Source organism: Escherichia sp. GZ89, assembly GCF_019366485.1.
Lineage (GTDB): Bacteria > Pseudomonadota > Gammaproteobacteria > Enterobacterales > Enterobacteriaceae > Escherichia > Escherichia fergusonii.
The window spans coordinates 18,164-43,855 of the sequence record NZ_JAEOHX010000015.1; the positions used below are offsets into that span (position 1 = coordinate 18,164).

At 47.3% G+C, this 25,692-nt stretch carries 17 protein-coding genes and 1 tRNA gene; 5 read left to right on the forward strand and 13 right to left on the reverse strand.

Features of this window, described 5'->3' with window-relative positions; all coding sequences use genetic code 11:
• Nucleotides 1-77 precede the first annotated feature (77 nt).
• Nucleotides 78-1,016 carry a glyoxylate/hydroxypyruvate reductase GhrA gene (gene ghrA / locus K0335_RS19055; RefSeq protein WP_000353197.1) on the reverse strand — a complete coding sequence of 313 codons (939 nt, stop codon included), beginning with the start codon at nucleotides 1,014-1,016 and terminating at the stop codon, nucleotides 78-80.
• A gap of 234 nt (nucleotides 1,017-1,250) precedes the next feature.
• Here ghrA and K0335_RS19060 point away from each other — a divergent pair.
• A tRNA-Ser gene (locus K0335_RS19060) sits at nucleotides 1,251-1,338 on the forward strand.
• Nucleotides 1,339-1,613: 275 nt separating this feature from the next.
• On the opposite strand, the gene lysS is transcribed toward K0335_RS19060, so the two are convergent.
• The 6 genes from lysS to K0335_RS19090 form a co-directional block, all read right to left on the reverse strand.
• Nucleotides 1,614-3,131 (reverse strand): lysine--tRNA ligase, encoded by a 1,518-nt coding sequence (gene lysS / locus K0335_RS19065; protein ID WP_000003789.1) that lies wholly within the window; start codon nucleotides 3,129-3,131, stop codon nucleotides 1,614-1,616.
• A 268-nt stretch (nucleotides 3,132-3,399) separates the two neighbouring features.
• Nucleotides 3,400-4,857: a dipeptide/tripeptide permease DtpC gene (dtpC, locus tag K0335_RS19070; RefSeq protein ID WP_000856806.1), complete on the reverse strand. Its 1,458-nt coding sequence runs from the start codon at nucleotides 4,855-4,857 to the stop codon at nucleotides 3,400-3,402.
• Between the two features lie 58 nt (nucleotides 4,858-4,915).
• Nucleotides 4,916-7,063 (reverse strand): lysine decarboxylase CadA, encoded by a 2,148-nt coding sequence (cadA, locus tag K0335_RS19075; RefSeq protein WP_002431488.1) that lies wholly within the window; start codon nucleotides 7,061-7,063, stop codon nucleotides 4,916-4,918.
• A gap of 79 nt (nucleotides 7,064-7,142) precedes the next feature.
• Nucleotides 7,143-8,477, reverse strand: a complete 1,335-nt coding sequence (cadB, locus tag K0335_RS19080) for a cadaverine/lysine antiporter (protein WP_160194076.1) — start codon at nucleotides 8,475-8,477, stop codon at nucleotides 7,143-7,145.
• Nucleotides 8,478-8,840: 363 nt separating this feature from the next.
• A complete protein-coding gene (gene cadC, locus K0335_RS19085; RefSeq protein WP_001187204.1) occupies nucleotides 8,841-10,370 on the reverse strand; it encodes a lysine decarboxylation/transport transcriptional activator CadC in 1,530 nt (509 codons plus the stop codon).
• 340 nt (nucleotides 10,371-10,710) lie between these two features.
• Nucleotides 10,711-12,069 carry a GGDEF domain-containing protein gene (locus tag K0335_RS19090; protein ID WP_219394008.1) on the reverse strand — a complete coding sequence of 453 codons (1,359 nt, stop codon included), beginning with the start codon at nucleotides 12,067-12,069 and terminating at the stop codon, nucleotides 10,711-10,713.
• Nucleotides 12,070-12,651: 582 nt separating this feature from the next.
• On the opposite strand from K0335_RS19090, the gene pgaA reads away from it, so the two are divergent.
• The 4 genes from pgaA to pgaD are packed head-to-tail and all read left to right on the forward strand — an operon-like array spanning nucleotide 12,652 to nucleotide 18,835.
• On the forward strand, nucleotides 12,652-15,075 hold the full coding sequence (gene pgaA / locus K0335_RS19095; RefSeq protein ID WP_104920234.1) for a poly-beta-1,6 N-acetyl-D-glucosamine export porin PgaA: 2,424 nt from the start codon (nucleotides 12,652-12,654) through the stop codon (nucleotides 15,073-15,075).
• Between the two features lie 8 nt (nucleotides 15,076-15,083).
• A complete protein-coding gene (gene pgaB / locus K0335_RS19100) occupies nucleotides 15,084-17,102 on the forward strand; it encodes a poly-beta-1,6-N-acetyl-D-glucosamine N-deacetylase PgaB (protein WP_104920233.1) in 2,019 nt (672 codons plus the stop codon).
• Nucleotides 17,095-18,420, forward strand: a complete 1,326-nt coding sequence (gene pgaC / locus K0335_RS19105) for a poly-beta-1,6-N-acetyl-D-glucosamine synthase (RefSeq protein ID WP_104920232.1) — start codon at nucleotides 17,095-17,097, stop codon at nucleotides 18,418-18,420. Before pgaB ends, pgaC begins: the two co-directional genes overlap by 8 nt.
• 1 nt (nucleotide 18,421) lies before the next feature.
• Entirely contained in the window at nucleotides 18,422-18,835 is a 414-nt protein-coding gene (pgaD, locus tag K0335_RS19110; protein ID WP_001061086.1) for a poly-beta-1,6-N-acetyl-D-glucosamine biosynthesis protein PgaD, read from the forward strand.
• A gap of 40 nt (nucleotides 18,836-18,875) precedes the next feature.
• On the opposite strand, the gene phoH is transcribed toward pgaD, so the two are convergent.
• From phoH to K0335_RS19140, 6 genes are all read right to left on the reverse strand, one after another.
• The gene (gene phoH, locus K0335_RS19115; protein ID WP_000533534.1) at nucleotides 18,876-19,664 is read right to left on the reverse strand and encodes a phosphate starvation-inducible protein PhoH; all 789 of its coding nucleotides are present in this window, start codon (nucleotides 19,662-19,664) and stop codon (nucleotides 18,876-18,878) included.
• Nucleotides 19,665-20,271: 607 nt separating this feature from the next.
• On the reverse strand, nucleotides 20,272-21,543 hold the full coding sequence (gene efeB, locus K0335_RS19120) for an iron uptake transporter deferrochelatase/peroxidase subunit (RefSeq protein ID WP_001199128.1): 1,272 nt from the start codon (nucleotides 21,541-21,543) through the stop codon (nucleotides 20,272-20,274).
• 5 nt (nucleotides 21,544-21,548) lie between these two features.
• On the reverse strand, nucleotides 21,549-22,676 hold the full coding sequence (gene efeO, locus K0335_RS19125; RefSeq protein WP_104920231.1) for an iron uptake system protein EfeO: 1,128 nt from the start codon (nucleotides 22,674-22,676) through the stop codon (nucleotides 21,549-21,551).
• A 57-nt stretch (nucleotides 22,677-22,733) separates the two neighbouring features.
• Nucleotides 22,734-23,564, reverse strand: coding sequence for an iron uptake transporter permease EfeU (gene efeU, locus K0335_RS19130; protein WP_219394010.1), 831 nt, complete (start codon nucleotides 23,562-23,564; stop codon nucleotides 22,734-22,736).
• Nucleotides 23,565-23,783: 219 nt separating this feature from the next.
• The gene (gene putP, locus K0335_RS19135; RefSeq protein ID WP_001018507.1) at nucleotides 23,784-25,292 is read right to left on the reverse strand and encodes a sodium/proline symporter PutP; all 1,509 of its coding nucleotides are present in this window, start codon (nucleotides 25,290-25,292) and stop codon (nucleotides 23,784-23,786) included.
• A gap of 158 nt (nucleotides 25,293-25,450) precedes the next feature.
• A complete protein-coding gene (locus tag K0335_RS19140) occupies nucleotides 25,451-25,660 on the reverse strand; it encodes a hypothetical protein (RefSeq protein ID WP_104920229.1) in 210 nt (69 codons plus the stop codon).
• Nucleotides 25,661-25,692: the final 32 nt, after the last annotated feature.

Genomic DNA, 25,692 nt, shown 5'->3' on the forward strand with positions numbered 1-25,692 from the left:
CGGTAGTCATTTTGCGACAAGGATAGCAGGAATCGCAGGTGTTTATTAGTTGAAACCCGGCTTTCACCGGGTTGTCATCAGTAGCCACGGATACGATCAACTTGACCGGTAACAGGTTCACCTTTCTCAAGACGGTTAATCGTTTTTGAAATATACGCCACAGCTTCAGCCGGACGTGTTACTGCTGCGACATGTGGTGTCATCGCCACGCGCGGATGTTTCCACAACGGGCTTTCGGCTGGCAGAGGTTCCCGACTAAAAACATCCAGCATCGCACCTTTCAGTTTGCCGTTATTCAGGGCAATCAGCAGGTCATCTTCGACAACATGTACACCCCGCGCGAGGTTAAGCAGGTATGCATTGTCCTGCAGTTGGTTGAGCAAATGCAGATTAATAATACCGACGGTTTCTGGCGTGTTGGGTAACAGGTTAATTAATACTCGCGTCTTACGCAGAAAAGCGCCCAACTCCTCTTTCCCGGCAAAACTTTCGACGCCTGGCCAGGATTTTCGGCTACGACTCCAGCAACGTAGCGGGAATCCCCAGACTTTCAGGCTTTCTGCTACTTTACTGCCCAGCACACCTGCGCCCATGATCCCGATACTAAAATCTTCCTTGCGATATTCTGGCAGGGGTTCCCAACGAGATTCATTCTTCAGTGCCTGATAATCATCAAATCGACGAAACCAGTGCAACACCTGGCTTACGGCATATTCCTGCATCTGCTCGCCCATCCCGGTATCTTCGAGTCGAAACAGTGGGACGGAGGGGGCTAACATTTCAGGATGCGCCTGTAACTTACTCAAAATCGAATCGACACCGGCACCGAGAGCAAACACAGCCTTCAGTGTTCGCCCAGCCAGCATCTCAACGGGCGGATGCCAGACCAGCGCATAATCAGCTGGATCGTGATCGCCGCATTTCCACTCACGCACTTTTGCCTCAGGCAACGCCTCTCTCAGGGCATTAATCCACCATGTGGTGTCGAACGTTGGGTGATAAAAAAGGATATCCATAACTCACTCCTGAGGGTTGTTGTGCAAAACTTACTCGCACTTATTGTCATAATTATTTAGAGCCATCAGCATAACAAATTCACTGCCGGTGGCAAAAAAAGCAATAACTGATTGATAAACAAACTTTTTGATTGAAAATTGTCTAAACGATCGATTTTTAAAAAAAGTTTGTTGACCTTAAGCGCTGATTTCCCTAAATTAGCGCCCGTTCCAGCGATGCTGGAGAGAAAATTTGGTGAGGTGTCCGAGTGGCTGAAGGAGCACGCCTGGAAAGTGTGTATACGGCAACGTATCGGGGGTTCGAATCCCCCCCTCACCGCCATATTTAAGAAAGAGCTCGTACGAAAGTGCGAGCTTTTTTTTCGCATATTGCACGCCAGGGGGGATGAGAAGCCCCGACCGGGGTTCGACAACTGGCGCAGACAGTTGGACAGACCGCGAACGCAGTGAGTGGGCTGCCCGCAGGGCGAGCGAAGCGAGTCAATCCCCCCCCTCTCCGCCATATTTGAAAGTACGAGTTGCCCTTCCTGCTACAAAAAAAAGCCGCTCCACCAAAGCGAAGCGGCATTATCTTTTTCTTATATTAAGAAAGGACGATTATTTCTGTGGGCGCATTGCCGGGAAAAGAATAACGTCGCGAATAGTATGACTGTTAGTAAACAGCATAATCATTCGGTCGATACCAATCCCCAGGCCCGCGGTTGGCGGCAGACCATATTCCAGCGCAGTAACGTAATCTTCGTCGTAGAACATGGCTTCGTCATCACCTGCGGCCTTAGCATTAACCTGTTCCTGGAAACGTTCGGCCTGATCTTCTGCGTCATTTAATTCGCTAAAACCATTACCGATTTCACGACCACCGATGAAGAATTCAAAACGGTCGGTAATTTCCGGGTTAACATCATTACGGCGTGCCAGCGGCGATACTTCTGCCGGATACTCCGTAATAAAGGTTGGCTGAATCAGATGTGCTTCTGCCACTTCGTCAAAGATCTCCGTGACGATACGCCCCAGCCCCCAGCTTTTCTCTACCGTAATACCGATAGATTCAGCTAATGCTTTAGCGGCATCAAAATCATCCAGGTCGGCCATATCGGTTTCCGGGCGATATTTTTTAATTGCCTCGCGCATGGTGAGTTTTTCAAACGGTTTGCCAAAATCAAACACATGCTCACCATAAGTGACTTTAGTGGTACCCAGTACATCCTGTGCCAGGGTACGGAACAGCGACTCCGTAAGCTCAATCAAATCGTGATAATCCGCATACGCCATGTAGAGCTCCATCATCGTGAACTCTGGATTATGGCGAACAGAAATACCTTCATTACGGAAGTTACGGTTGATTTCGAATACCCGTTCAAAACCACCAACAACCAGACGTTTCAGATACAGCTCCGGCGCAATACGCAGGTACATATCCAAATCAAGGGCATTGTGATGGGTAATAAACGGACGAGCAGATGCCCCACCCGGGATGACCTGCATCATCGGGGTTTCTACTTCCATAAACCCACGGGCGACCATGAATTTGCGGATAGCCGCCAGAATTTTTGAGCGTACGACAAAAGTTTGGCGTGATTTATCGTTCGCGATCAGATCCAGATAACGCTGGCGATAACGTACTTCCTGGTCTTGCAGACCATGGAATTTATCCGGCAATGGACGCAGTGCCTTAGTCAGCAGACGTAACTCAGTACAGTGAATGGAAAGTTCACCGGTTTGCGTCTTAAACAGCGTACCGCGGGCACCGATAATGTCCCCCAGATCCCATTTTTTAAACTGATCGTTATAAACACCTTCTGGCAGGCTATCCCGCGCAACGTACAGTTGAATACGTCCTCCGACATCCTGCAACGTTACAAAGGAAGCTTTCCCCATGATGCGACGGGTCATCATTCGACCAGCAACCGAAACTTCAATGTTTAAGGATTCAAGTTCCTGATTATCCTTTTCATCATATTCAGCGTGCAGCTGGTCAGAGGTAGAGTCGCGGCGAAAATCATTTGGAAAAGCTACGCCTTGTTGACGCAGCGCCGCCAGTTTTTCGCGACGATTTCTCAGTTCATCATTAAGATCAATTGCCTCATTGGCACCCTGTGCTTCTCGTTCAGACATTTTGGTTCCTCTTAACCCTGCTTTCGATTTAGCGTTGATAAAGAGTCTGAGCACGTTCAGATATAGCCCGACTCAACTACCCCGGCTTCGAATTATCTTATCGAAGCCGGCCCAAGGTTCAAGCTGATATCACTGAGAAATCATCTGCCAGCCAGTTTATATAGCTAACAAATTCTGATTTATCAGGTCATCAGCCTGACAAATTCCGATTCATCACCACCATTATCTCCGGGGTGAAATCACATTTTTCACCCCAATTTTCAAACTGTTAGTCGCGAGATGTCTGGGCCACATTGGTTGATGTGCTAAACAACATCCGGGTAGCAAAGGCCAATACCACGATGATCGCGACACAACCCAACGTCCACTCCCCCATTTGGGAAAAGAACCGCTGATACGCCGCAATCGCCATGCCGTTAATTTGCGACTCTGCCGTCTGTTGTGCCACGACACCTGCCAGCCAGTTGGCGACGGCCCCGGTTGCCAGCATATAAATCCCGGTTAATACGCCAGACATTTTCAGGCGTGTGATTTGCGCAATCGCCACCGGGTCAATAAAGAGTTCAGCAAAGCCCATTAACGCCAACCCGGTGATCATCACGCCCATTGACGCTTGCCCGTTTGCCGCTGCATGTCGGGCATCAAATGCCAGCAACATAAAGCCACAAGCCATCAGCAGTAAGCCAAAGGCAAACTTCAGCCAGACACGTAATGTTGAGTTGCCGTGGCTTTCCGGCGATGCCAGCCAGGCGAGTACAACTCCTGCAAGCATCACCGCAATCGCATTCACCGACTGGAATAATGCTGTTGGTACTTCAATATTGAATGCCTGACGATTCACAAAACGATCGATAAACAAGCTGATGGTACTGCCGCCCTGTTGTGCCAGTACCCAGAACAATGTCCCGACGAACATCAACAATACAATTTGCCAAAGAGCACGGCGGTGTTCGGGGAATTTGATCATCATGCGGGCAATGATTTGTGCGGCAATAAGGCAAACGATCGCCAGTAAATAGCCTGACCAGTTATTCTCCAGCAACAGGGTAAAAAAGACCGGGGCAATACAGAGCATCACCACCAACCAGCCCCATACCGGTAAGGCAAACTTCACGGTGGCGAGCGCTTTTTTATCGATACCGCGGGTAGTCTGGAAATGACGATGGCCACTTAAGAAAATTAACAAGCCGATAAACATTCCCCCACCCGCCAGGGCAAAGCCAACATGCCAGCCATACCACTGCGCAGCCAGACCGCAAGCAATCGGCGCGGCGATAGAGCCGATATTGCCCGCGGCATAGAGCAGCGAAAAACCGCCATCACGCCGATGATCATCCTCGTCGTAGAGCTCACCAAGCAAACAACTGATATTTGATTTGAATAAACCGTAACCACAAATAATGATTGCCAGCGCCAGATACAGACTAAACGTTGAATTCGAATCGAAGCCCAGCACCACATGGCCAAGGGTCATTAACAACGCGCCGGCAATTACCGCAGTACGATTGCCGAGCAGGCGGTCGGCAAGCCAGCCGCCGAGAATAGGGGTAACGTAAACCAGAGATGCATATGCGCTGAACAGGCTGATGGCATGGTTATCATCAAAACCAAGCTGATGGGTGAGATAGAGAATGAGTAAGGCACGCATGCCGTAAAAACTGAAGTACTCCCAGATTTGGATCGCCACGATATAGTATATCGCGCGCGGCTGTGAGGGTGTTTTCATGTGTTCTCCTTACGAGCGAAAAAGGGAAGTGGCAAGCCACTTCCCTTGTACTAACTAATTATTTTTTGTTTTCTTCTTTCAATACCTTAACGGTATAGCGACCATCAGCCTGACGGTATGCACCGTGAATATCGGTTTCAAAGCCCGGATAGTGAGCGCCGATTTCACACAGCATCTGCAGGAACTCCAGAACCGGACGGCTTTCTTCGGTGATCATTTCACCCGGCATTACCAGAGGAACTCCCGGCGGATACGGAAGGATCATGTTGGCGTTAACACGACCTACCATTTCGTCGATGTAAACTTCTTCGGTCATACCGTGCAGCTCTTTCTGGAACGCAGCATACGGGGTCATTACCATAGTCGGCAGGACTTCAAATGCGCGATACATCAGATCCGGCAGATTGTGGTGAACAATCAGTTTGTGGATATTCTGAGCCAGTTCCTGAATACGCATGTTTTCATAGAATTCAGGATCTTCACGATACAGAGACGGCAGCATGTTTTTCACACGCAGGTTCAGGTCGAACGCACGTTTGAAGTCAGTCAGAGCACGCAGCAGGCTCAGTGCTTTGGTCTTATCGATACCGATGCTGAACAGGAACAGCAGGTTATACGGACCGGTTTTCTCAACAATGATGCCATGTTCGTCGAGGTATTTCGCCACGATGCTGGCCGGAATACCGAAGTCGCTCATGGTGCCGTCTTTTTCCATCCCCGGAGTCAGCAGAGTGACTTTGATCGGGTCAAGATACATATGCTCGTTATCGATGTTTTTGAAGCCGTGCCAGGAGCTGTCAGAACGCAGCGGCCAGCATTCAGTGGTATCGATATGATCCGGCTGCCATACATCAAAGAACCAGCCATCAGATTCCGTTCTCAGACGTTTGATCTCTTTACGGAACTTGATCGCACGTTCAATGGAACCGTCGATCAGACGTTTACCTGCATTACCTTTCATCATCGCCGCCGCGGTTTCAGTGGAAGCCACGATACCGTAGTGCGGAGAAGTGGTGGTGTGCATCATGTAGGCTTCGTTAAAGGTTTCTTCGTTTACATCACCTTTAACGTGGATCATGGAAGCCTGAGAGAACGCCGCCAGCAGTTTGTGAGTGGACTGGGTTTCGTAAATCACTTTCCCTTCTACACGGCCACCGCTCATACCGCATTTACCTTCGTAAATCGGTGAGAAGTTGGTGTAAGGCACCCACGCGGAGTCAAAGTGGATGGATTTCACATCCAGAGTTTTCTTGATGAAGTCGGTGTTGTACAGCAGACCATCATAGGTAGAGTTAGTAATTACGGCATGTACCGGCCAGGTCGCGTTTGGTGTTTCTTTCACGCGCTTAGCAATGGTAGCGTGCTGGAATTCACTCTGTGGGATACCACCAAGAATACCGTAAGCGTTACGGGTCGGGCGGAAATAGATTGGCGTAACATCGCTCATCATCATCAGATGGGTCAACGATTTGTGGCAGTTACGGTCAATCAGAATGGTGCTGCCTGCCGGAGCAGAGTACATACCGACAATTTTGTTCGCAGTGGAAGTACCGTTAGTCACCATGTAGCTGCGGTCTGCGTTAAAGACGCGAGCGATATACTGTTCTGCTTCTTTGTGTGGACCGCTGTGATCCAGCAGAGAACCCAGTTCAGATACTGAAATGGAAATATCAGATTTCATGGTGTTCGGACCAAAGAAATCATAGAACAGGCTACCTACCGGGCTTTTCTGGAATGCAGTACCGCCCATGTGGCCAGGAGTACAGAAAGTATATTTACCTTCACGTACATATTTAAACAGCGCTTTAGTCAGTGGAGGCAGAATAGTGTTGATATATTCGTCTGTGGTCTGCTTGATCTTATTAGCAATATCATCAGCAGCACCCAGCGCATATTCAAAGAAGCTAATCTGTAAACGCAGATCGTTCAGGCTTACATCGAGTGTGGAATACGTATTAGCGAACGCGTACAACGGTAAGTTCTCGTTCATTTTGCTAATTTCTTCGCACAACTCGAGATTATATTTATCCCAGTCAAAAATAACGCCGCACAGACGCGCATTGTTTTCGATCAGTTTTAATAAGTCGTCACGGTCATTCGGGTAAACAATCTGGAAGTTCAGACGCTCAAGCGCACGATGAAGTTCACGGATGGGTTCTTCTTTAAAGTAAACCCCCATGTGATTCAATATTGCAATAACGTTCATAGTAATATCTCCAGGTAAAGAAAGCCCCTCCCAACACATGGGACAAATGAAAGGAGGCGCTTTCGGAAAATACTTTTAATTAATGGGCGTTAGACGCTGTGTGGTTATCCATTGAGTGGCTCTGGCGCTCATGCATTTTGCGAGCGTAGAACATCAGGATAATCAGGCTGACGATGAAGGTACCAGCCAGTTCGAAGGAGCTTGCCCCCATCAGTGCGATGAAGCAGAACACGCAACCCAGTACAGAGCAGATCAGGCTGGCAAAGTTGCGGATGTTAACGCCTTCGAAGCGAATCAGGTCAACGCAAGAGTAGAAGTACGGCAGCATAGTCAGCAGTACTGCGATACCGGTCAGTTCACCGAACAGGTCAGATGCTTTACCACCAGCAGAGTTCATCAGAGTGATAAGGATCATCAGGGCAGTCATTTTCACTGCAGCCAGCAGCAGACCTTTTTTCGGAATACCGTTGCTGTCGACTTCACCATAAACTTTCGGGAAGTTACCGTCGTTAGCGGCACGCACACCTGCCTGACCTACCAGCATCATCCAGGAGCCCAGAGAAGTCAGGCACGCAAACGCGGTGAATGCAGAAACCATCGGCGCAGCCCAGTTACCCAGGATAGTAGAAGCACTGATTGCAAACGGAGCACCGGAGCCTGCCATTACAGAAGACGGATACATACCGGAAAGCACCTGAGTCGCAGCGATGTAAACAATACCTGCTAAACCAGTACCCAACATGGTTGCCAGCGGAACAGTACGTTTCGGGTTTTTAACCATACCAGTACTTACCGCTGCGGATTCGACACCCACGAAGGCCCACAGGCAGAGCAGAATACTTTTAATGATCGCATGACCATCAGTGGTTTGTGCAGTATTCCAGTTAGCTGCATAAGTAGCAGCATCAAACCAGTGCCAGCCGACAATAGCGGTCATTACTACCGGAATAAGAACCAGTACCAGACCAATTGTGGTTAAACGGCTTACCCAGGTACCACCGAGCATATTTACAAAGGTAAATACCCAAACAATGGCAATACAGGCAATACCTGCCGGAACCGGGTCATTTAATACCGGGAAGAAGGTGGAAAGATAAGACACGGCGGTAATACCAATCGCCAGGTTACCAATCCAGTTAGCATGGTAATAAAGAACACCCGTCTGGAAACCAAATGCAGGAGAAATTTCCCCGGCATAAGCAATTGGGCCACCTTGCTGCGGGTTTTTGGTTGCCAGTCGGGCATATACATAAGCCAGCGACATTGCACCAATAATAGAGATAATCCAACCCCAGATAGCAATACCACCGATACTTGCGAGGTTCGCAGGTAATAATGCAATACCGCTCCCCATCATATTACCGGCAACCACACCGGTACAGGCAAATAGCCCGATCTTCTTGGCAGAACTCATGCTTTCTTTTCTCCTAAGTTCATTTTGGAAGTCCGGATCATGATGTAGAACCATTTATTGACCAGACCAAACTGGCGATAAGATTACTCACGAAAAAGGGATTAATCCTAAAGATTAGGTGAAATAACGCAAAAGTTTCTGTAAGTGATAACTTGAGGTTTTTTATTAACACATCAGGATCGCAAGTTGATATCACGAAAAGATAAACATCGATAATATACAGTAACTTACATCACACTGATTAGGTTATACATATGTAGCAAAACACGCCAATTAAATACATTGTCGCAACATATTAAATTGATAAAATATACATGGATTCAACATCAGGCATACCCATAACTGAGTATGCCTGATGTTTACTTATTCTGAAGCGAGGAAATTATCGAGATAAGGAACAACATGAGAGACAGAAGTCTGAAATACGCCGTTTTCAATCCAGTAAAGTGTATTTTCACCAGGGCGTAAATTAAATGCTGTCAGATATGCATCAGCGGCTTCACGGTTCATGCCTTTCATTTCATAAACCTTGCCCAGCAATACATAATTTAACCACGACATTTCAAGTTCAATGCCGGTATTGATCGCCTGATACGCTTCATCTATTTTCCCGCTTCCCAAAGCACTGACTGTTTTAATTTGATAGAAAATAGACATATCATTCATGCCAGGCATCGCTCCTACTTTATCAACTTCCTCATACAGAGCCGCTAATTGTTTTTCGTCTAAAGGATGCTGAGAATGGCGTAATACATCAACCAATGCTTTCTCTGCCCGCACGTAGATAAAATCTGGAGCTTCCTCAAGAATCTCACCTAACAATTCACTGGCTCGACTCAATGATTCCACATCACCCCGCATTAAATAATCATGCGCCTGGTAAAAACTGGTTAATAATGCCCCACGGCGAGGTTGAAATTGTTGAAACATCTCTTGCATTCGTTGTGGCCACGGTTGATTCAATGCCTTTGACAAGCTCGCCAGTAAATCATTCTGAATCGATAACTGATTATCGTTAGTAATGAAGTAGCGTTTATCCAGCATGGTTGAGCCATCAGCATTGTCCACCAGTTTTACCGACATAAAGCATTGTTGCGCGCGGTAATGACGCTGATTAACAAACTCAATGGTCAGCGTCTTACCGGAACTGCTCGGTTCATCAATGTTGTAGTTCGTTTTGTCATGCACCATAAAGGTGGAGAAGGTGTTAAGCGAGGTTGTTACCAGGCTACCCAGCCCTACCGCGTAAGAGCGTTGTGAAGTCCAGTTGTTACATGGACTCTTATTCACCAAATGGATATCTATATCGCGTGGGTTGAGCAAAATACGCGATTTACTAACAGGAAGACGTGTTTCAAAACTCGACAATGCCACCAGCGCCACGCAAGTTCCCAGGGCAAGAAGAAAGAAACACCATACCCAAAAGGTAGTGAATCGTTTGCGTTTAACTGTGGTTGTCTGAGGTGGCGGTGTCGTGGTTTCAGCAATGGCAGGAGGCGAAGCGGAATCAGGTATTGTCTCTGGTAGTGCGGGAGGTGACGCCGACATTATTTCTTCGCTCTCCTCCTCTGTACACCAGATAACCGGCACCATTAATTTATAACCGCGCTTCGGTACAGTAGCGATATAGACAGGGCTATTTTCATCACCATCTTTAAGCGATTTACGCAGCTCTGAAATACTCTGCGTCACGACATGATTGGTAACGACACTTCTCGTCCAGACATTATCGATAAGTTCATCTCTGCTAAGTACTTCTCCACTATGGCGAGCAAAGAAAACCAAAAGATCGATTAACCGAGGCTCCAGGGTAAGCTGACGTCCATTGCGACTTATTTGGTTTATCGACGGAGTAACAAGCCATTCCCCAACGCGAACTACAGGTTGTTGCATAATAGAAACTCATTCGAAAAGGGACTGGCGCAATGATAATTGCCCTCACCTATTTTTACCATCTATCAATAGCCAGCAAACAATTTATATGAGTGTTGTTTTAACCTATTTATGCAACATTTTATCAACATGCGCGCATGTGAATAAATATTTCTGTAGATATTTTCACTGGCCAGGTCATTTGATAAAAATCACATACCTATGGTCACGATTCATTTACATAATCAATACCTGATAAATTATCCATTCAAAATGTGTGGCTAAGTGCACATAACACATACTTACAGGCAAAAAAAAACCATCCTGCAGGATGGTCAAATATGCAACATGAAAGGAACTGTTATGCGTAAGCATCAGGCAGGCGGCCATCTGTCACGATGACTTTATTTCTTCCGGTTGCTTTAGCATTATACAAGGCATTGTCGGCCAGCCGGTAAATATCATTGGGATGAAGCACATCTCCTTGCGTCACCACTACGCCAATACTGATCGTCACTTTTTGTGCTATTGCATACTGCGGATTGTTGTCTGTTAATTGCTCAACATTTTTGCGTATTCTCTCAGCTAATTCTTCACCTTCTTTACGCTCAAGATGAGTCAGCATAACGCCAAACTCTTCGCCGCCAACACGGGCTAACACATCGTCCGGGCGGATACTTTTACCGATAATATCCACTACGGCCTTAATCACTTTATCTCCTTCCGGGTGCCCCCACGTGTCATTAACGCTTTTGAAATGGTCAATATCCATAATCATGACGCAAAACGGTTTATTATCACCAGAATTGACCTGACCTTTCAGTTCATTGAAAAAATAGCTGCGGTTAAAGATATTGGTTAATGGATCCCGGTGGGCGATATCTTTGGTTACTCTCAAGGCATGAAAAATATGACACATAAAAATCGACATTACCGTGAGTTTACTAAAAATCTCAACTGAACGACTGACATACCAAACAAAAGCACTGTTTCCGCTCGAAAACAAAATTGCCATATTGTATAACACTGCTGAAAAAGCAATAACTGACACCCCATTCCAGATATCATATCTAAAACGATTATAATATAAATTTGCCAAAAGCAAGGCTAACCACATAACAATAATCACTGTAATATGAATAGTATCCAGATCAATTTTCTTATACGCACTGACATATTCAACGAGGTCCAGACTCAATATTTCATGATGGCTACTGACTACATGCGAAACAAACGGCACAATAAATAAACATGTCAAGCTAATGATTAACATTGTTTTTTTCAATCTATTAGCACGTTGCTTTCGATTTTCAAAAATTTTGCAAATCAATGCCAATACAATTAGTAAACATAAATTAATCTGACGAAAAAGATAGTAAATAGCAACATCATTGGTGATAATGGATATGTCGGCATGACTATCTACTGGTTGTTGCACAGTAATAACCGTCTGAACAAAATAGATAAGGCAGCTTAAGAAAGCCAGACTAAGAATACAGTTTGAAAACTCCTGTCTATTATAGATGAAATACAACTGCATAAAAATAAATGCAATGGTATCAATAAAGAACAGAGCAATCATAACAATCAAATAAGTCGATTGTAGTACTCCCCATTCTACGGGGTGTTGAAAAAACCAGCTATTAGCCCAAATAAAAGCAAAGCCAAATATTAAGCTGAATATAACCGTGCTGCCTATCCTGACATGTTCCTTTTTCATATTTCTAATAATCCATAAGATGACAATATCCATTTTTACATAATGAAATATAAGAATCACATTATGTCAATATGATTTTCGCATAACCAATACATAAAACAAGAAATAATTAAAATGGAAATTATTTAATATTCTATAGTTTGTGAATAATTTATAGTTGAATTGTAATCTTAATCTCCATTGCCGCTTATGGTACAAATGAGCAAATATAACTTCAGATAGATGGTTGTGGAATATGAAACAACAAAACACGACTCTAAACCACATGTTCTCTGCACTATCGAAAAATCCGAAAGCTAACATCGAAAATTCCTGATTTAATTTTTTTTATGGTTATCTATTTTTAATAGTACATAAGGATTTATGCCTCAAAACCCAATTAATTAACCCTTCTGCTGGGTTTTGCGTCACAAAAAGGATTTTAAATGGACATGAAACACTCTCTTTTTTTTCTTTTTTATCAACTACACACTTCATTTTTCCGCAATTAACCTTACGGATGTTGAGGTACAGAACTCTTTATTTTCAAGCGACTGGAATCACTCGCTTGAGGAGTTCTTGTTACAAATGGGGTAATACAGGATGTATTCAAACACCAGTAAAAGGCGCACCCGCGCAATCTTTGCCTTAAATTTTTTTACCGCAACGCTGTTAACACTCAGTCCCACGGCTATATCCGCTACTACCAGCCAGTATGATGCATTGATTATTGAAGCTCGTAAGGGAAATACCCAACCAGCATTAAGCTGGTTTGCGGATAATACCGATCTCAATAGTGCTCAGATTGCGGACTGGTTGCAGATTGCCTCCTGGGCCGGTCAGGACCAGAAGGTTATTGCCATTTATAACCGCTTTGGTCATCAACCATTACCTGCGCGTGGCTATGCTCCTGTCGCAATGGCATATCGCAATTTACAACAGTGGCAGAAGTCGCTTCAGCTCTGGCAACTGGCGGTGTCAAAAGCGCCACAAAATAACGATTATCGTCGTGGGCAAATTCTCACCCTGGCCGATGCAGGCCAGTACGATATTGCGCTTAATAAACTCGAACAGCTGCAACGTGAAGCACCAGACAAAACTAACACACTGGTTGCAGCGTATATCTACAAGCTGGCAGGTCGCCACCAGGATGAACTACTGGCAATTACTGAAACCTTATCGGCGCCATCATCGTCCAACAATCTTGCGCAGGAATACGCCCAGGCGTTACGTAATAATCAGCTGTCCGCCGCAATTAATGACGCCAGTTTAACCCCGGATATTCGCGCGGATATTCATGCGGAACTGGTCAGGCTCTCATTTATGCCAACCAGAAGTGAAAGTGAACGCTACGCTATTGCCGATCGTGCACTGGAACAATACACCGCTTTAGAGATCCTCTGGAAAGATAACCCGGATCGTACCCTGCAATATCAACGCATTCAGATAGATCATCTCGGGGCATTATTAACCCGCGATCGTTATAAAGACGTCATTGCATACTATCAGCAATTAAAACAAGCGGGTCAAACCGTACCGTCCTGGGCGCAATATTGGGTGGCATCGGCCTATCTCAGAGATCACCAACCACAAAAAGCTCAGGCCATGATGTCTGATCTTTTTTACCATCAGGAAGTTCTGGCCAGCACTTTATCGGAAGAAGAACGTGCGGATCTTTTTTATAGCCATCTTGAGAGTGAAAATTACGCCAGTGCATTGGCTGTTACCCGCCATACGCTTAACAACACACCCGCCTGGCGTCGGGTAATGGGCTCACCGGTAACTTTGCCAAATGACAGCTGGTTGCAGGGATATTCGTTTCTCTCTTCCGTGGCGCAATATGGCAATGATCTTCCTCAGGCGGAAAAAATAACCCGCAACCTGGCAACCAATGCGCCTGGAAATCAGGGCTTACGCATCGATTATGCCAGCGTATTACAGGCGCGTGGCTGGCCGCATGCGGCAGAAACGGAATTAAAAAAAGCCGAGGTGCTCGAACCGCGTAATATTTATCTGGAGGTTGAGCAAGCCTGGAATGCCTTAACATTACAAGAATGGCAACAGGCTACGGTATTAACTGACGATGTGGTGGCCCGTAATCCGCAAGATCCTGGCGTTGTACGTTTAAAACGCGCCGTTGAGGTACATAATCTTGCTGAACTGCGTATTGCGGGCGCCTCAGGTCTGGATGCTGAAGGCCCGGACAGTGGCAAACATGATGTTAATTTTACCAGCGTCATTTACTCACCTCCGGTGAATGATAATTGGCGCGGTTTTGCCGGTTTCGGCTATGCCGATGGGCAATTTAGCGAAGGAAAAGGCATTGTCCGCGACTGGCTGGCGGGGGTTGAATGGCGTTCACGTGATCTCTGGCTGGAAGCAGAATACGCCGGACGCTATTTCAATCATGAACATAAACCCGGCGCAAGATTATCAGGCTGGTACGATTTCAACGACAACTGGCGTGTCGGCTCAGAGCTGCAACGCCTCTCCCATCGTGTACCGTTGCGGGCAATGAAAAATGGCATTACCGGCAATAGCGCACAAGCATATGTACGTTGGTATCAACATGAGCGCCGCCAGTACAGCCTCTCCTGGGCATTTACTGATTTTTCCGACAATAACCAGCGGCACGAAGCGGCAATAGAAGGATCAGAACGTATCTGGTCTTCGGCAAATTTAATTATCGATTTCCAGCCAACTGTCTATTACCAACAGAATACGGAAACAGATACCCCTTACTTTAACCCGCGAAAAACGATCGATATTGTTCCGGCTTTTGAGGCCAGTCATTTGCTCTGGCGTAATTATGAAAATAGCTGGCAACAAATATTCAGTGCTGGTGTGGGCGCGTCCTGGCAAAAAGATTATGGCACGGATGTGATTACGCAACTCGGCTATGGGCAACGTATTAGCTGGAATGACGTCATTGATGCCGGAGCAACCTTACGCTATGAGAAACGACCTTACGACGGCGACAGAGAACATAACTTATATGTTGAATTTGATATGACATTCAAATTTTAAGGATCATTATGTTACGCAAAGGAAAAAGATCTCTCTTTATGCTGGTAAGCATTTTTATGCTTTCGGCATGTCTGAGCCAGCAAAAAAATGAATTCACGCCACCACAACAACGTGAATCATTACAGGCTGAGCAACCATGGCCGCGTAATGGTTTTGTGGCGATTTCATGGCATAACGTCGAAGACGAAGCTGCCGATCAGCGTTTTATGTCGGTGCGTACTTCTGCCCTGCGTGAACAATTCGCCTGGTTACGTGAGAACGGTTATCAACCTGTCAGCATTGCTCAAATTCGTGAGGCACATCGTGGTGGCAAACCGCTACCTGAAAAAGCGGTAGTGCTGACTTTCGATGACGGTTACCAAAGTTTTTACACCCGTGTTTATCCGCTCCTCAAAGCGTTCCAGTGGCCCGCATTATGGGCCCCGGTCGGCAGTTGGATCGATACACCACCTAATCAGCAAGTGAAATTTGGCGATGAAATGGTTGCCCGACACTATTTTGCCACCTGGCAACAAGTGCGTGAAATAGCACGTTCGAAACTGGTTGAAATAGCCTCCCACACCTGGAATTCTCACTACGGTATAGAGGCTAATCCCACCGGTAGCCAATTACCCGTTTTTGTTAATCGCATGTATTTATCAAATAATGGGCGGTATGAAACCGAAGCGGAATATCGCAACCGTATTCGTCAGGATGCAATAAAAATGACCACGCAGTTGCAAAAGAATGCTGGCGTAACTGCCCAGGTCTTTGTCTGGCCCTACGGTGAAGCAAACGGTATTGCGATTGAGGAATTAAAAAAACTGGGCTATGACATGTTCTTTACGCTAGAGTCCGGGCTGGGAAACACTTCCCGGTTAGATTCCATTCCGCGTGTATTAATCGCCAATAATCCATCACTTAAAGAGTTTGCTCAGCAAATTATTCGTGTGCAGGAAACATCACCAGAGCGAGTTATGCACATCGATCTCGATTATGTCTACGATGCTGACCGCCAACAACAGGAGCGGAATCTCGATGTGTTGATTCAGCGGGTGAAAGATATGCAAATTTCCAGTGTATATTTGCAGGCTTTTGCCGATCCGACAGGTGATGGTCTGGTTAAAGAGGTCTGGTTTCCTAATCGCCTGCTACCCATGAAAGCGGATTTGTTTAACCGTGTTGCATGGCAATTAAGGACTCGCGCCGGAGTGGCCGTTTACGCCTGGATGCCGGTGCTGAGTTGGGATTTAGATCCTGCATTACCCCGGGTGGAATATTTGCCCACTGATAAGCAAACATCACAAATTCACCCGACGCAATACCGTCGTCTTTCCCCTTTCGATGACCGGGTACGTGAACAAATTAGTACCCTTTATGAAGATCTTGCAGGTCATGCGTCTTTTGACGGCATTTTGTTTCATGACGATGCCGTGTTGTCAGATTATGAAGATGCCAGTGCCCCTGCAATAGCCGCTTATAAGAAAGCAGGTTTTTCGACGAGTATTCGTGAAATCCGCGAGGATCCTGAGCAATTTAAACGCTGGACGCAATTTAAACGCCAGGCAGTAACAGACTTCACATTAGCGCTAAGTGCCAAAGTCAAAGCGGTTCGCGGTCCACAAATTAAGACTGCGCGAAATATTTTTGCCCTCCCCGTTATGCAACCAGAAAGTGAAGCATGGTTTGCTCAAAACTATGTCGATTTTCTCCAAAGCTATGACTGGACGGCAATCATGGCAATGCCCTATATGGAAGGCGTTGATGAGAAATCTGCGGATAAATGGCTGGTTCAACTGGTGAATCATGTTAAAGCGATTCCACAGGCAAAAGATAAATCAATTTTAGAATTACAGACACAAGACTGGAAAGTGAATGGTCAACATCAGGCTATTCAATCGCAAATAATCGCTCACTGGATGAGCCTTCTACAACTCAATGGAGTGAAAAACTATGGTTATTACCCTGATGATTTTCTGCGCAATCAGCCTGAAATAAAGGTCATTCGTCCTCAGTTCTCCACAGCCTGGTATCCAAAAAATGACTAATCGCATCGTATCGTTTTTTATATTGTGTCTGGTGTTATTTATTCCCTTGAGTGTTGCGTTCTTCCACTCTGGCGAATTAATGATGAGATTCGTGTTCTTCTGGCCATTTTTTATGTCCATTATGTGGATCGTTGGTGGTGTCTATTTCTGGTTTCACCGCGAACGCCACTGGCAATGGGGGGAAAATGCACCAGCACCGCAACTTAAGGATAATCCACCGATCTCAATTATCATTCCCTGCTTTAATGAAGAGAAAAATGTTGAGGAAACTATTCATGCGGCTTTAGCGCAGCGATATGAAAATATTGAAGTGATTGCCGTTAATGACGGTTCATCAGATCAAACTCAGGCGATACTGGATCGGCTGGCCTCGCTACACCCCAAATTGCGTGTCATTCACCTTGCGCAAAACCAGGGTAAAGCGATTGCCCTGAAAACCGGTGCAGCAGCGGCAAGAAGTGAGTATTTAGTCTGTATTGATGGCGACGCCTTGCTGGATCGCGATGCGGCAGCCTATATAGTGGAGCCCATGCTATACAATCCGCGCGTCGGCGCGGTGACCGGAAACCCGCGTATTCGCACACGATCCACGCTGGTTGGCAAAGTTCAGGTTGGCGAGTTCTCATCAATTATTGGTCTGATCAAACGTACCCAGCGCGTCTACGGTAACGTTTTTACCGTTTCCGGTGTTATCGCCGCATTTCGTCGCAGTGCACTGGCAGAAGTTGGTTACTGGAGTGACGATATGATCACCGAAGATATTGATATTAGCTGGAAGCTGCAACTGAATCAGTGGACAATTTTTTACGAACCACGAGCGCTGTGCTGGATATTAATGCCGGAAACGTTAAAAGGGCTGTGGAAACAACGGTTGCGTTGGGCGCAGGGGGGCGCGGAAGTCTTCCTGAAAAATTTAAATAAATTGTGGCAATGGAAAAATCATCGGATGTGGCCGCTATTTTTTGAATATTGTCTGACCACCACCTGGGCTTTTACCTGTTTGATTGGTTTGTTCATCTTTATTGCCCAACAACTTGGCGTACCTATAAATGTTGAGCTTAGCCATCTTGCCGCGACTCACACTGCCGGGATATTGCTATGCACATTATGTCTGCTGCAATTTTTAGTGAGTTTGATTATTGAAAACCGCTATGAACAAAATATGGCTTCATCATTGTTCTGGATTATCTGGTTCCCGGTCGTCTTCTGGACGCTTAGTCTGGCAACGACTCTGGTGTCTTTTACCCGGGTTATGCTGGTGCGTAAAAAGAAACGCGCCCGTTGGATAAGCCCGGATCGTGGAATAATGCGAGGTTAATATGAATAATTTGATTATTACTACTAAGCGCAGCCCGTTACGGAAATTATTTGATTATCTGGCGACCTTTGTATTATGGATTCTGTTCGCATTTTTTATCTTTCATTTTCTTGATGCAATGCTAAGTGGTGTTTTCTGGGAAAGTGAAGCAAGGAACAGATTGCAATTTTACTTCATGTTGGCTGTCGCCAATGCCATCGTGCTCATTCTCTGGGCGTTCTATAATATGCTGCGTTTTCAGAAGCAGCAGTATAATGCGGCTCTTCATTATAATTCCCGGCAATTTGCCCAGAGCCTGGGGATATCAGAAGAGTTGTATCAGCAAATACAGAACAGCCGCAAAATGCGCGTACATTTTAATAACCACGGGCAAATTAAATTGGTCATTGCCGAAAAATTGTTGGGAAGAATGTAAACAAAGCCCGGTTCGCCCGGGCTCTGCGCTTATAACACACTTAACTGTAGGCATGTAGCGTACGTTGGCAAAGTGCCGAACGTACGCAATCCTCTTTACCGAATCGGATGATCCCGACCATTTCATCTTCTTCGAAACGTTCCAGCGCGTCACTTAATCCGGAGCGCACGCCACGAGGTAAATCGCATTGCGTGATATCACCGTTGACAATAACCGTCACGTTCTCCCCGAGGCGGGTTAAAAACATTTTCATTTGTGCGGCAGTCACATTCTGCGCCTCGTCAAGAATGACGACTGCATTTTCAAAGGTACGTCCACGCATATAGGCGAACGGCGCGATTTCGACCTTCCCTATTTCTGGTCGCAGACAGTACTGCATAAAGGAAGCCCCTAAGCGCCGGACCAGCACGTCGTAGACCGGGCGAAAATAGGGAGCAAACTTTTCTGCGATATCTCCAGGTAAGAAGCCCAGATCTTCATCGGCTTGCAGAACTGGACGGGTGACAATAATCCTGTCGACATCCTTATGTATCAGGGCCTCTGCCGCTTTTGCGGCACTGATCCAGGTTTTTCCGCACCCGGCTTCGCCCGTGGCAAATATTAGCTGCTTACTCTCAATAGCCTTCAGATAGTGCAATTGCGCTTCATTTCGCGCGAGGATGGGCGAGGTATCGCGACTGTCGCGGGCCATACCAATGGCTTCTACGCCGCTCATCTGCACAAGCGAGGTGACCGATTCTTCTTCACGCTGCTTATGGCTGCGCGAATCCCGTCTCAGCACACGTTTTGCCTCGCGACGAGCTTTGATCACTGCTTTTTGTCTTCCCATGGAGAGCACCTTGAGTTGTTTGTATTCATCACACGCGCCGTTGGCAGCGCGATTATGCGCACGAACATCAGAGGGTTGGCTTCCTTGTAAGCCATAGTTTGCTGTTGGATAAAATGCCGAAAAACGGCTACGCACACCGTTTGCGGCGTCGGTAACACGAGTAAAGAGAGGAAGTGAGAAAAATACAGAGTGACGAAGTTGCTACCGGAGGAGAAATCTCCGCGAGTGGTGGAGCGTTGCTTAACAAAACATTGTCCAGAACAGGACGTTACCATCCGCGATCTCCATAGTGACTGACTATCACTGCCGGGAACTTCCGCTGCTACCTAATAATTACAACAGAACTCGCATTCATTGCAACAATATATTCACCTATATTTAACGATAAACACCCATTTCAGTGACATTAGTTTCTACTGGAAAGATGACAGAGTGATGACAGTGATGAAAAAAGCTGTGTGCTTTCAGCAGGATTCGCAGGGCTGATAAAATGTGCCTTGTGTTTGCCAGATGCGGCGCGAACACCTTACCCGACCTGCAAGTGATTGATAATTTGTACACAAAACTCATGCCCGATAAACCTGCGCATCGGGCATATTTGCGTCGATCAAACCTGTAATAGCGCCCTTCCAAGATAATCGCTCGCGTCCTTCACCCCCGGCAGCGCAAAAAAATAACCGCCGCCGATGGGTTTAACGTATTCCTCCAGCGCTTCACCATTGAGCCTTTTTTGTACTGTCAGGAAGCCCTTTTCCAGATCGTGTTGGTAGCAGACAAACAGCAACCCCATATCCAGTTGCCCGGAGTTGGTGACGCCCAGTGAATAACTGTAGCCACGACGCAGCATCAGACTGGACTCGCTCTCCGTCGTGCGGGGATTCGCCAGCCGGATATGGCTGTCCAGCGCGATCACCTTCCCTTCCGGGTCGCTGGCATAATCCGGCACATCGTGCTCATGCTGCATTCCCAGCGGCGCACCAGTTTGCTTATCTCGACCAAAAATTGTCTGCTGTTCTTTCAGCGGCGTTCTGTCCCAAAATTCCACTCGAAACTGAATCAACCGCACCGCCTGGTAGCTGCCGCCGATAGCCCAGGCAGGCTCCTGCTGATCTGCCGTCACCCACACCACTTTTTGCATCAACTTCGCATTCTGGCTATCGGGATTGGCGGTGCCGTCTTTAAAGCCCAGCAAATTTATCGGCGTCTCTTTGCCTTTACTGCGCGCCGCGTGATCAGAAATAAACCCTTCCCGCTTCCAGCGCACACTGAGCAAATCCGGCGTGTGTTTAATGATATCGCGCAGTGCATGGATCACCGTGTCCTGGGTATTGGCGCAAATCTGTAGCAACACATCACCATGACATAACGCCGCATCAAGCGAGTCGTTAGGGAAACGTGTCATCTTCTGCAACTTTTTCGGCATCTGCTGCGCAAGGCCAAAACGCTCATCAAACAATGAGTGGCCCACCGATAACGTGATGGTGAGATTATCGGGCGCAATGTAGCCGCCAAGAATGCCGGAATCGCGTGGTGGCAGGCGTGGATTTGGCGTTTCTGGTGCCGCTCCGCCCTGAGTCAGAAAAGCAAAACGCTGAGTCAACAAGCGAAACAATCGCTCAAGATCAGCTTTATCGCTGGCAAGCACATCAAACGCCACCAGCATCATTGCCGCCTGCTGCGGCGTCAGAATACCCGCCTGATGTTCGCCATAAAACGGCTGCGCTTCACTGCGCGCATCCGGTGAAAGCGTCCCCGGCGCACTTAGTGGTTTTTGCGCATGCGCTACCGGGCAACTTCCCGCCAGTGCCAGCGCGCCAATCCCTTTCAGTAAACGTCGGCGTGACGGTTCATTCACGCCGTTTTCATCTTCATACTGCATAACGCTTAATCCAGCCCCAGCACACCGCGAAGTTGCGCCAGATCTTCCGCCAGCGCAGTAATCGGCCCTTTCAGCGCATTACGATCGGCATCGGTCAATTTGTCGTAGGTTTCAAAACCGTCTTTAGTACGGTATTTCGCCAGAATGGTATCGACCTTTTTGAAGTTAGCATCGACTTTTGCCAGCAGTTCCGGGTTGGCTTTTTGTAGTTGTGGACGCAGCAGATCGACAATTTTCTGCGAGCCTTCAACGTTAGCCTGGAAGTCCCACAGATCGGTGTGGCTGTAGCGATCTTCTTCACCGCTGATTTTACTGGCAGCCACTTCCTCAATCAGTCCGGCTGCCCCGCCGACCACTTTTGACGGAGGGAAAGCCAGTTCACTGATGCGTTTTTGCAAATCGGCCACATCGGTATAAAGCTGGTCAGCGTACTGATCCATTCCTTTGGTAGTGTTGTCGCCAAACAAGGCTTTTTCCAGACGATGGAATCCGGTGAATTTCGGATCGCCGGCTTTTTGCTCGTAATCATCTTCACGGGCGTCAATGCTGCCATCCAGATCGGAGAAAAGTTCAGCAATCGGTTCGATGCGCTCATAGTGCTGGCGCGTCGGCGCATACAGTGCTTTCGCTTTTTCGATATCGCCTGCTTTGATGGCGTCGGTAAAGGCTTTGGTGTCGGTCACCAGTTGCGTGGTTTCCGCCATGACATACGCTTTATATGCAATAATTGCACCACCAAGACTTAACAGCGCATCACTTTGCGCCGCATCCGCCGTTGCTTCACCTTTGACGATCAACTTCCCTTTCGGGTTAGTCAGCAGACCGCAGGTCATATCGTATTCGCCAGGCTGTAAATTCGCCGTCATTTTCTGGCTAAAACCAGGGGCGATATTTTCCCGCTCTTCCACCACCATCACGCCTTTGAGGATCTCCCACTCCAGCGCCTTCTGGCTGTGGTTCTGAATAATGAACTGTGTTTTCCCGGCGTTAACCGTAATGGTCATCGGTTCGCACTGTTTATCTGTCACAGTGACTTTGACCTGCGGAACATCAGCAGCGTTAGCCATAAAAGCAGAAGAGAACAGCGCAGCCACGCTCAACTGCAATGCGTTACGGCGGAAGTTAATGGTCATGACGAGACTATCCCTTTAAAGTATGTTGTAACTAAGCAAGAGTTTGCGTCATTTTCGTTACGCGGAGCGAGACGCTGTCGCCCCTGCGCGCGGCGGCAGAGCAAATGCCACCAGCGCCGGGATGAGATAAATAAACCAGACGGCGACTTCGCTGACGCTCGGCGCTTCCTGATAACCAAAGATACCTTCCATCAGCGTACCGAACAGCGAGTGAGTTGAGAGCACCGCGCTCATATCGAAGGCGATTTCCTGAAAGTGGTTCCACAGCCCGGCTTCATGAAACGCGCGAATAGCACCAGCTGCCAGCCCTGCGGCGACGAAGAGAATAAACAGGCTGGTCCATTTAAAAAACGCGCCAAGATTGAGGCGAATACCGCCCCAGTAGAGCAGGAAGCCGAGCACCACGGCTGTAGCAAGACCGAGCATTGCACCCAGCGGAGGCCAGATCCCGACATCTTGTTGAAACGCCGCCAGCAGGAAAAAGACCGACTCCAGTCCTTCCCTTGCAACGGCAAAAAAGACCATCATCACCAGCGCCCGGCCATGATGATTCCCACGCTGCAATGCGCTATCGACTGCCTGTTCCAGTTGCACTTTGACGTTGCGCGACACTTTACGCATCCAGAAAACCATCCAGGTGAGGATCACCACGGCAATCACCGCCACGATACCTTCGAACAATTCCTGCTCTTTTTGCGGAAATTCGCCGGTGGTTTCATTAATGAAGATACCCAGCCCCAGGCACAACGCAGCGGCTAGAAACACGCCAATCCACATGACACCAATCCATCGACCTCGCTGGGTACGCTTAAGATAGCTGGCAATCAGGCTGACAATCAGCGCGGCTTCAAGTCCTTCGCGCAACATAATGAGAAACGGAACAAACATGCCACCCACCCTTAAACGTTTTTCTGAGTCAATCTATGCAAAGAAAAGTAAATCGCAGTGATAGCGATTATCATTACGGTGAAGAAAAACACAAGCGGAATGTAGTGATAATGATGAGGAAATGTAAATTTTTTTTGAGAGAAAATGCAGAGGGCAATCACTGATTGCCCTCTGCCTGCTTCTGATTATGACGTGGGATTTTCGGTAAAACGCCTTCCCTTACCCTTCCTGCAACCGTGACGGCGGCGCTGAATGATAGTGCGCGTCGGCGTCAGCAAAGCGTTTTTGCATCGCCGCTGACGGTGCTTTACCCAGTAAACTAAACACCACAATCCCAATGCTACCGAAGATAAAGCCCGGAATAATTTCGTACAGACCCAGCCAGCCGAACTGTTTCCAGACAATAACCGTCAGCGCGCCAATGATCATCCCCGCCAGTGCACCGTTACGCGTCATGCGTGACCACATCACTGAGAACAGCACCACCGGACCAAACGCCGCACCGAAGCCTGCCCACGCGTAGCTTACTAAGCCCAGCACACGGTTTTCAGGATTCGCCGCCAGCGCAATTGCCACCAGCGCCACCACCAACACCATCACACGCCCTACCCACACCAGTTCTTTCTGGCTGGCATGTTTACGCAGAAATGCTTTGTACAGATCTTCGGTAATCGCACTGGAGCACACCAGCAGCTGGCAACTTAACGTCGACATCACCGCCGCCAGAATCGCCGACAACAGAATCCCGGCAATCCACGGGTTAAACAATATTTGTGCCAGTTCGATAAACACGCGCTCAGAGTTCTGGTTTACCGCACCGGCAACCGCTGGATTATTGTTAAAGTATGCAATGCCGAAGAAACCGACCGCCACCGCGCCTGCCAGACAGAGGATCATCCAGGTCATGCTGATACGACGCGCATGGACAATGCTATAGTGAGAATCCGCCGCCATAAAACGCGCCAGAATATGCGGCTGACCGAAGTAACCCAGCCCCCAGCCCATCAGCGAGATAATGGCGACAAAATTCAACCCTTTGAGCATATCCACGTTTTCAATGCTCTTTTGTTTGATCACTTCCAGCGAGTCGCCAAACCCACCGACGCTAATGATCACGATAACCGGCGTCAGGATCAGGGCAAAAATCATCAGGCTGGCCTGTACAGTGTCAGTCCAGCTCACCGCAAGGAAACCACCAATAAAGGTGTAAAGGATCGTCGCCGCAGCTCCCGCCCACAGAGCCGTTTCGTAGCTCATGCCAAAGGTGCTTTCAAACAGACGCGCGCCAGCCACAATGCCCGAAGCACAATAAATGGTGAAGAACAGCAAAATTACCAGCGCGGAGATAATGCGCAAAATACGGCTTTTATCTTCAAAACGCCCGGTGAAATAATCCGGCAATGTTAAGGCGTTATTATTGTATTCGGTATGCACACGCAAGCGCCCGGCCACCAGCTTCCAGTTAATCCACGCGCCTAATGTCAGGCCAATGGCGATCCAGCTTTCGGAAATCCCGGAAAGAAAGACTGCACCCGGTAATCCCATTAACAGCCAGCCGCTCATATCCGACGCACCTGCCGATAATGCCGTCACGAATGGCCCAAGGCTGCGACCGCCAAGAATATAGTCGTCGAAGTTTTTGGTTGATCGCCAGGCGATGAACCCAATCAATATCATGCCAAAAATATAGACACAGAATGTCACCAACATCGGTGTGCTAATAGCCATCTAAAGTCTCCAAAAAATTATTATCGGCAATGTCGAAACTTGCCGTTATATCTGCCACCGGAACGGGGTAACAGAGTTTATGTTTTCCCAGGGCGACCGTATCCTGCCGGAAGCGCTGGTTATTCACAATCGATTTAACACACCATTTACATTAAATTTTAGTGCTCAGCGATACTATTTTTCATCAGGTTGCACTCCCTCACATTTTTTTCGGTTGCACCTTTCAAAAATGTTAACTGCCGCAGAGAAAAAGTCTGAGTTATTTTTTTAATCCCTGTCATATCGATTTCTTTTATTAACATTTCATTCATTTTTAAGCTTGCTACGCAGGTCACATTTAACATGGTTGCACAAAGTTGCAACATCATGGATATTTCACGATAACGTTAAGTTGCACCTT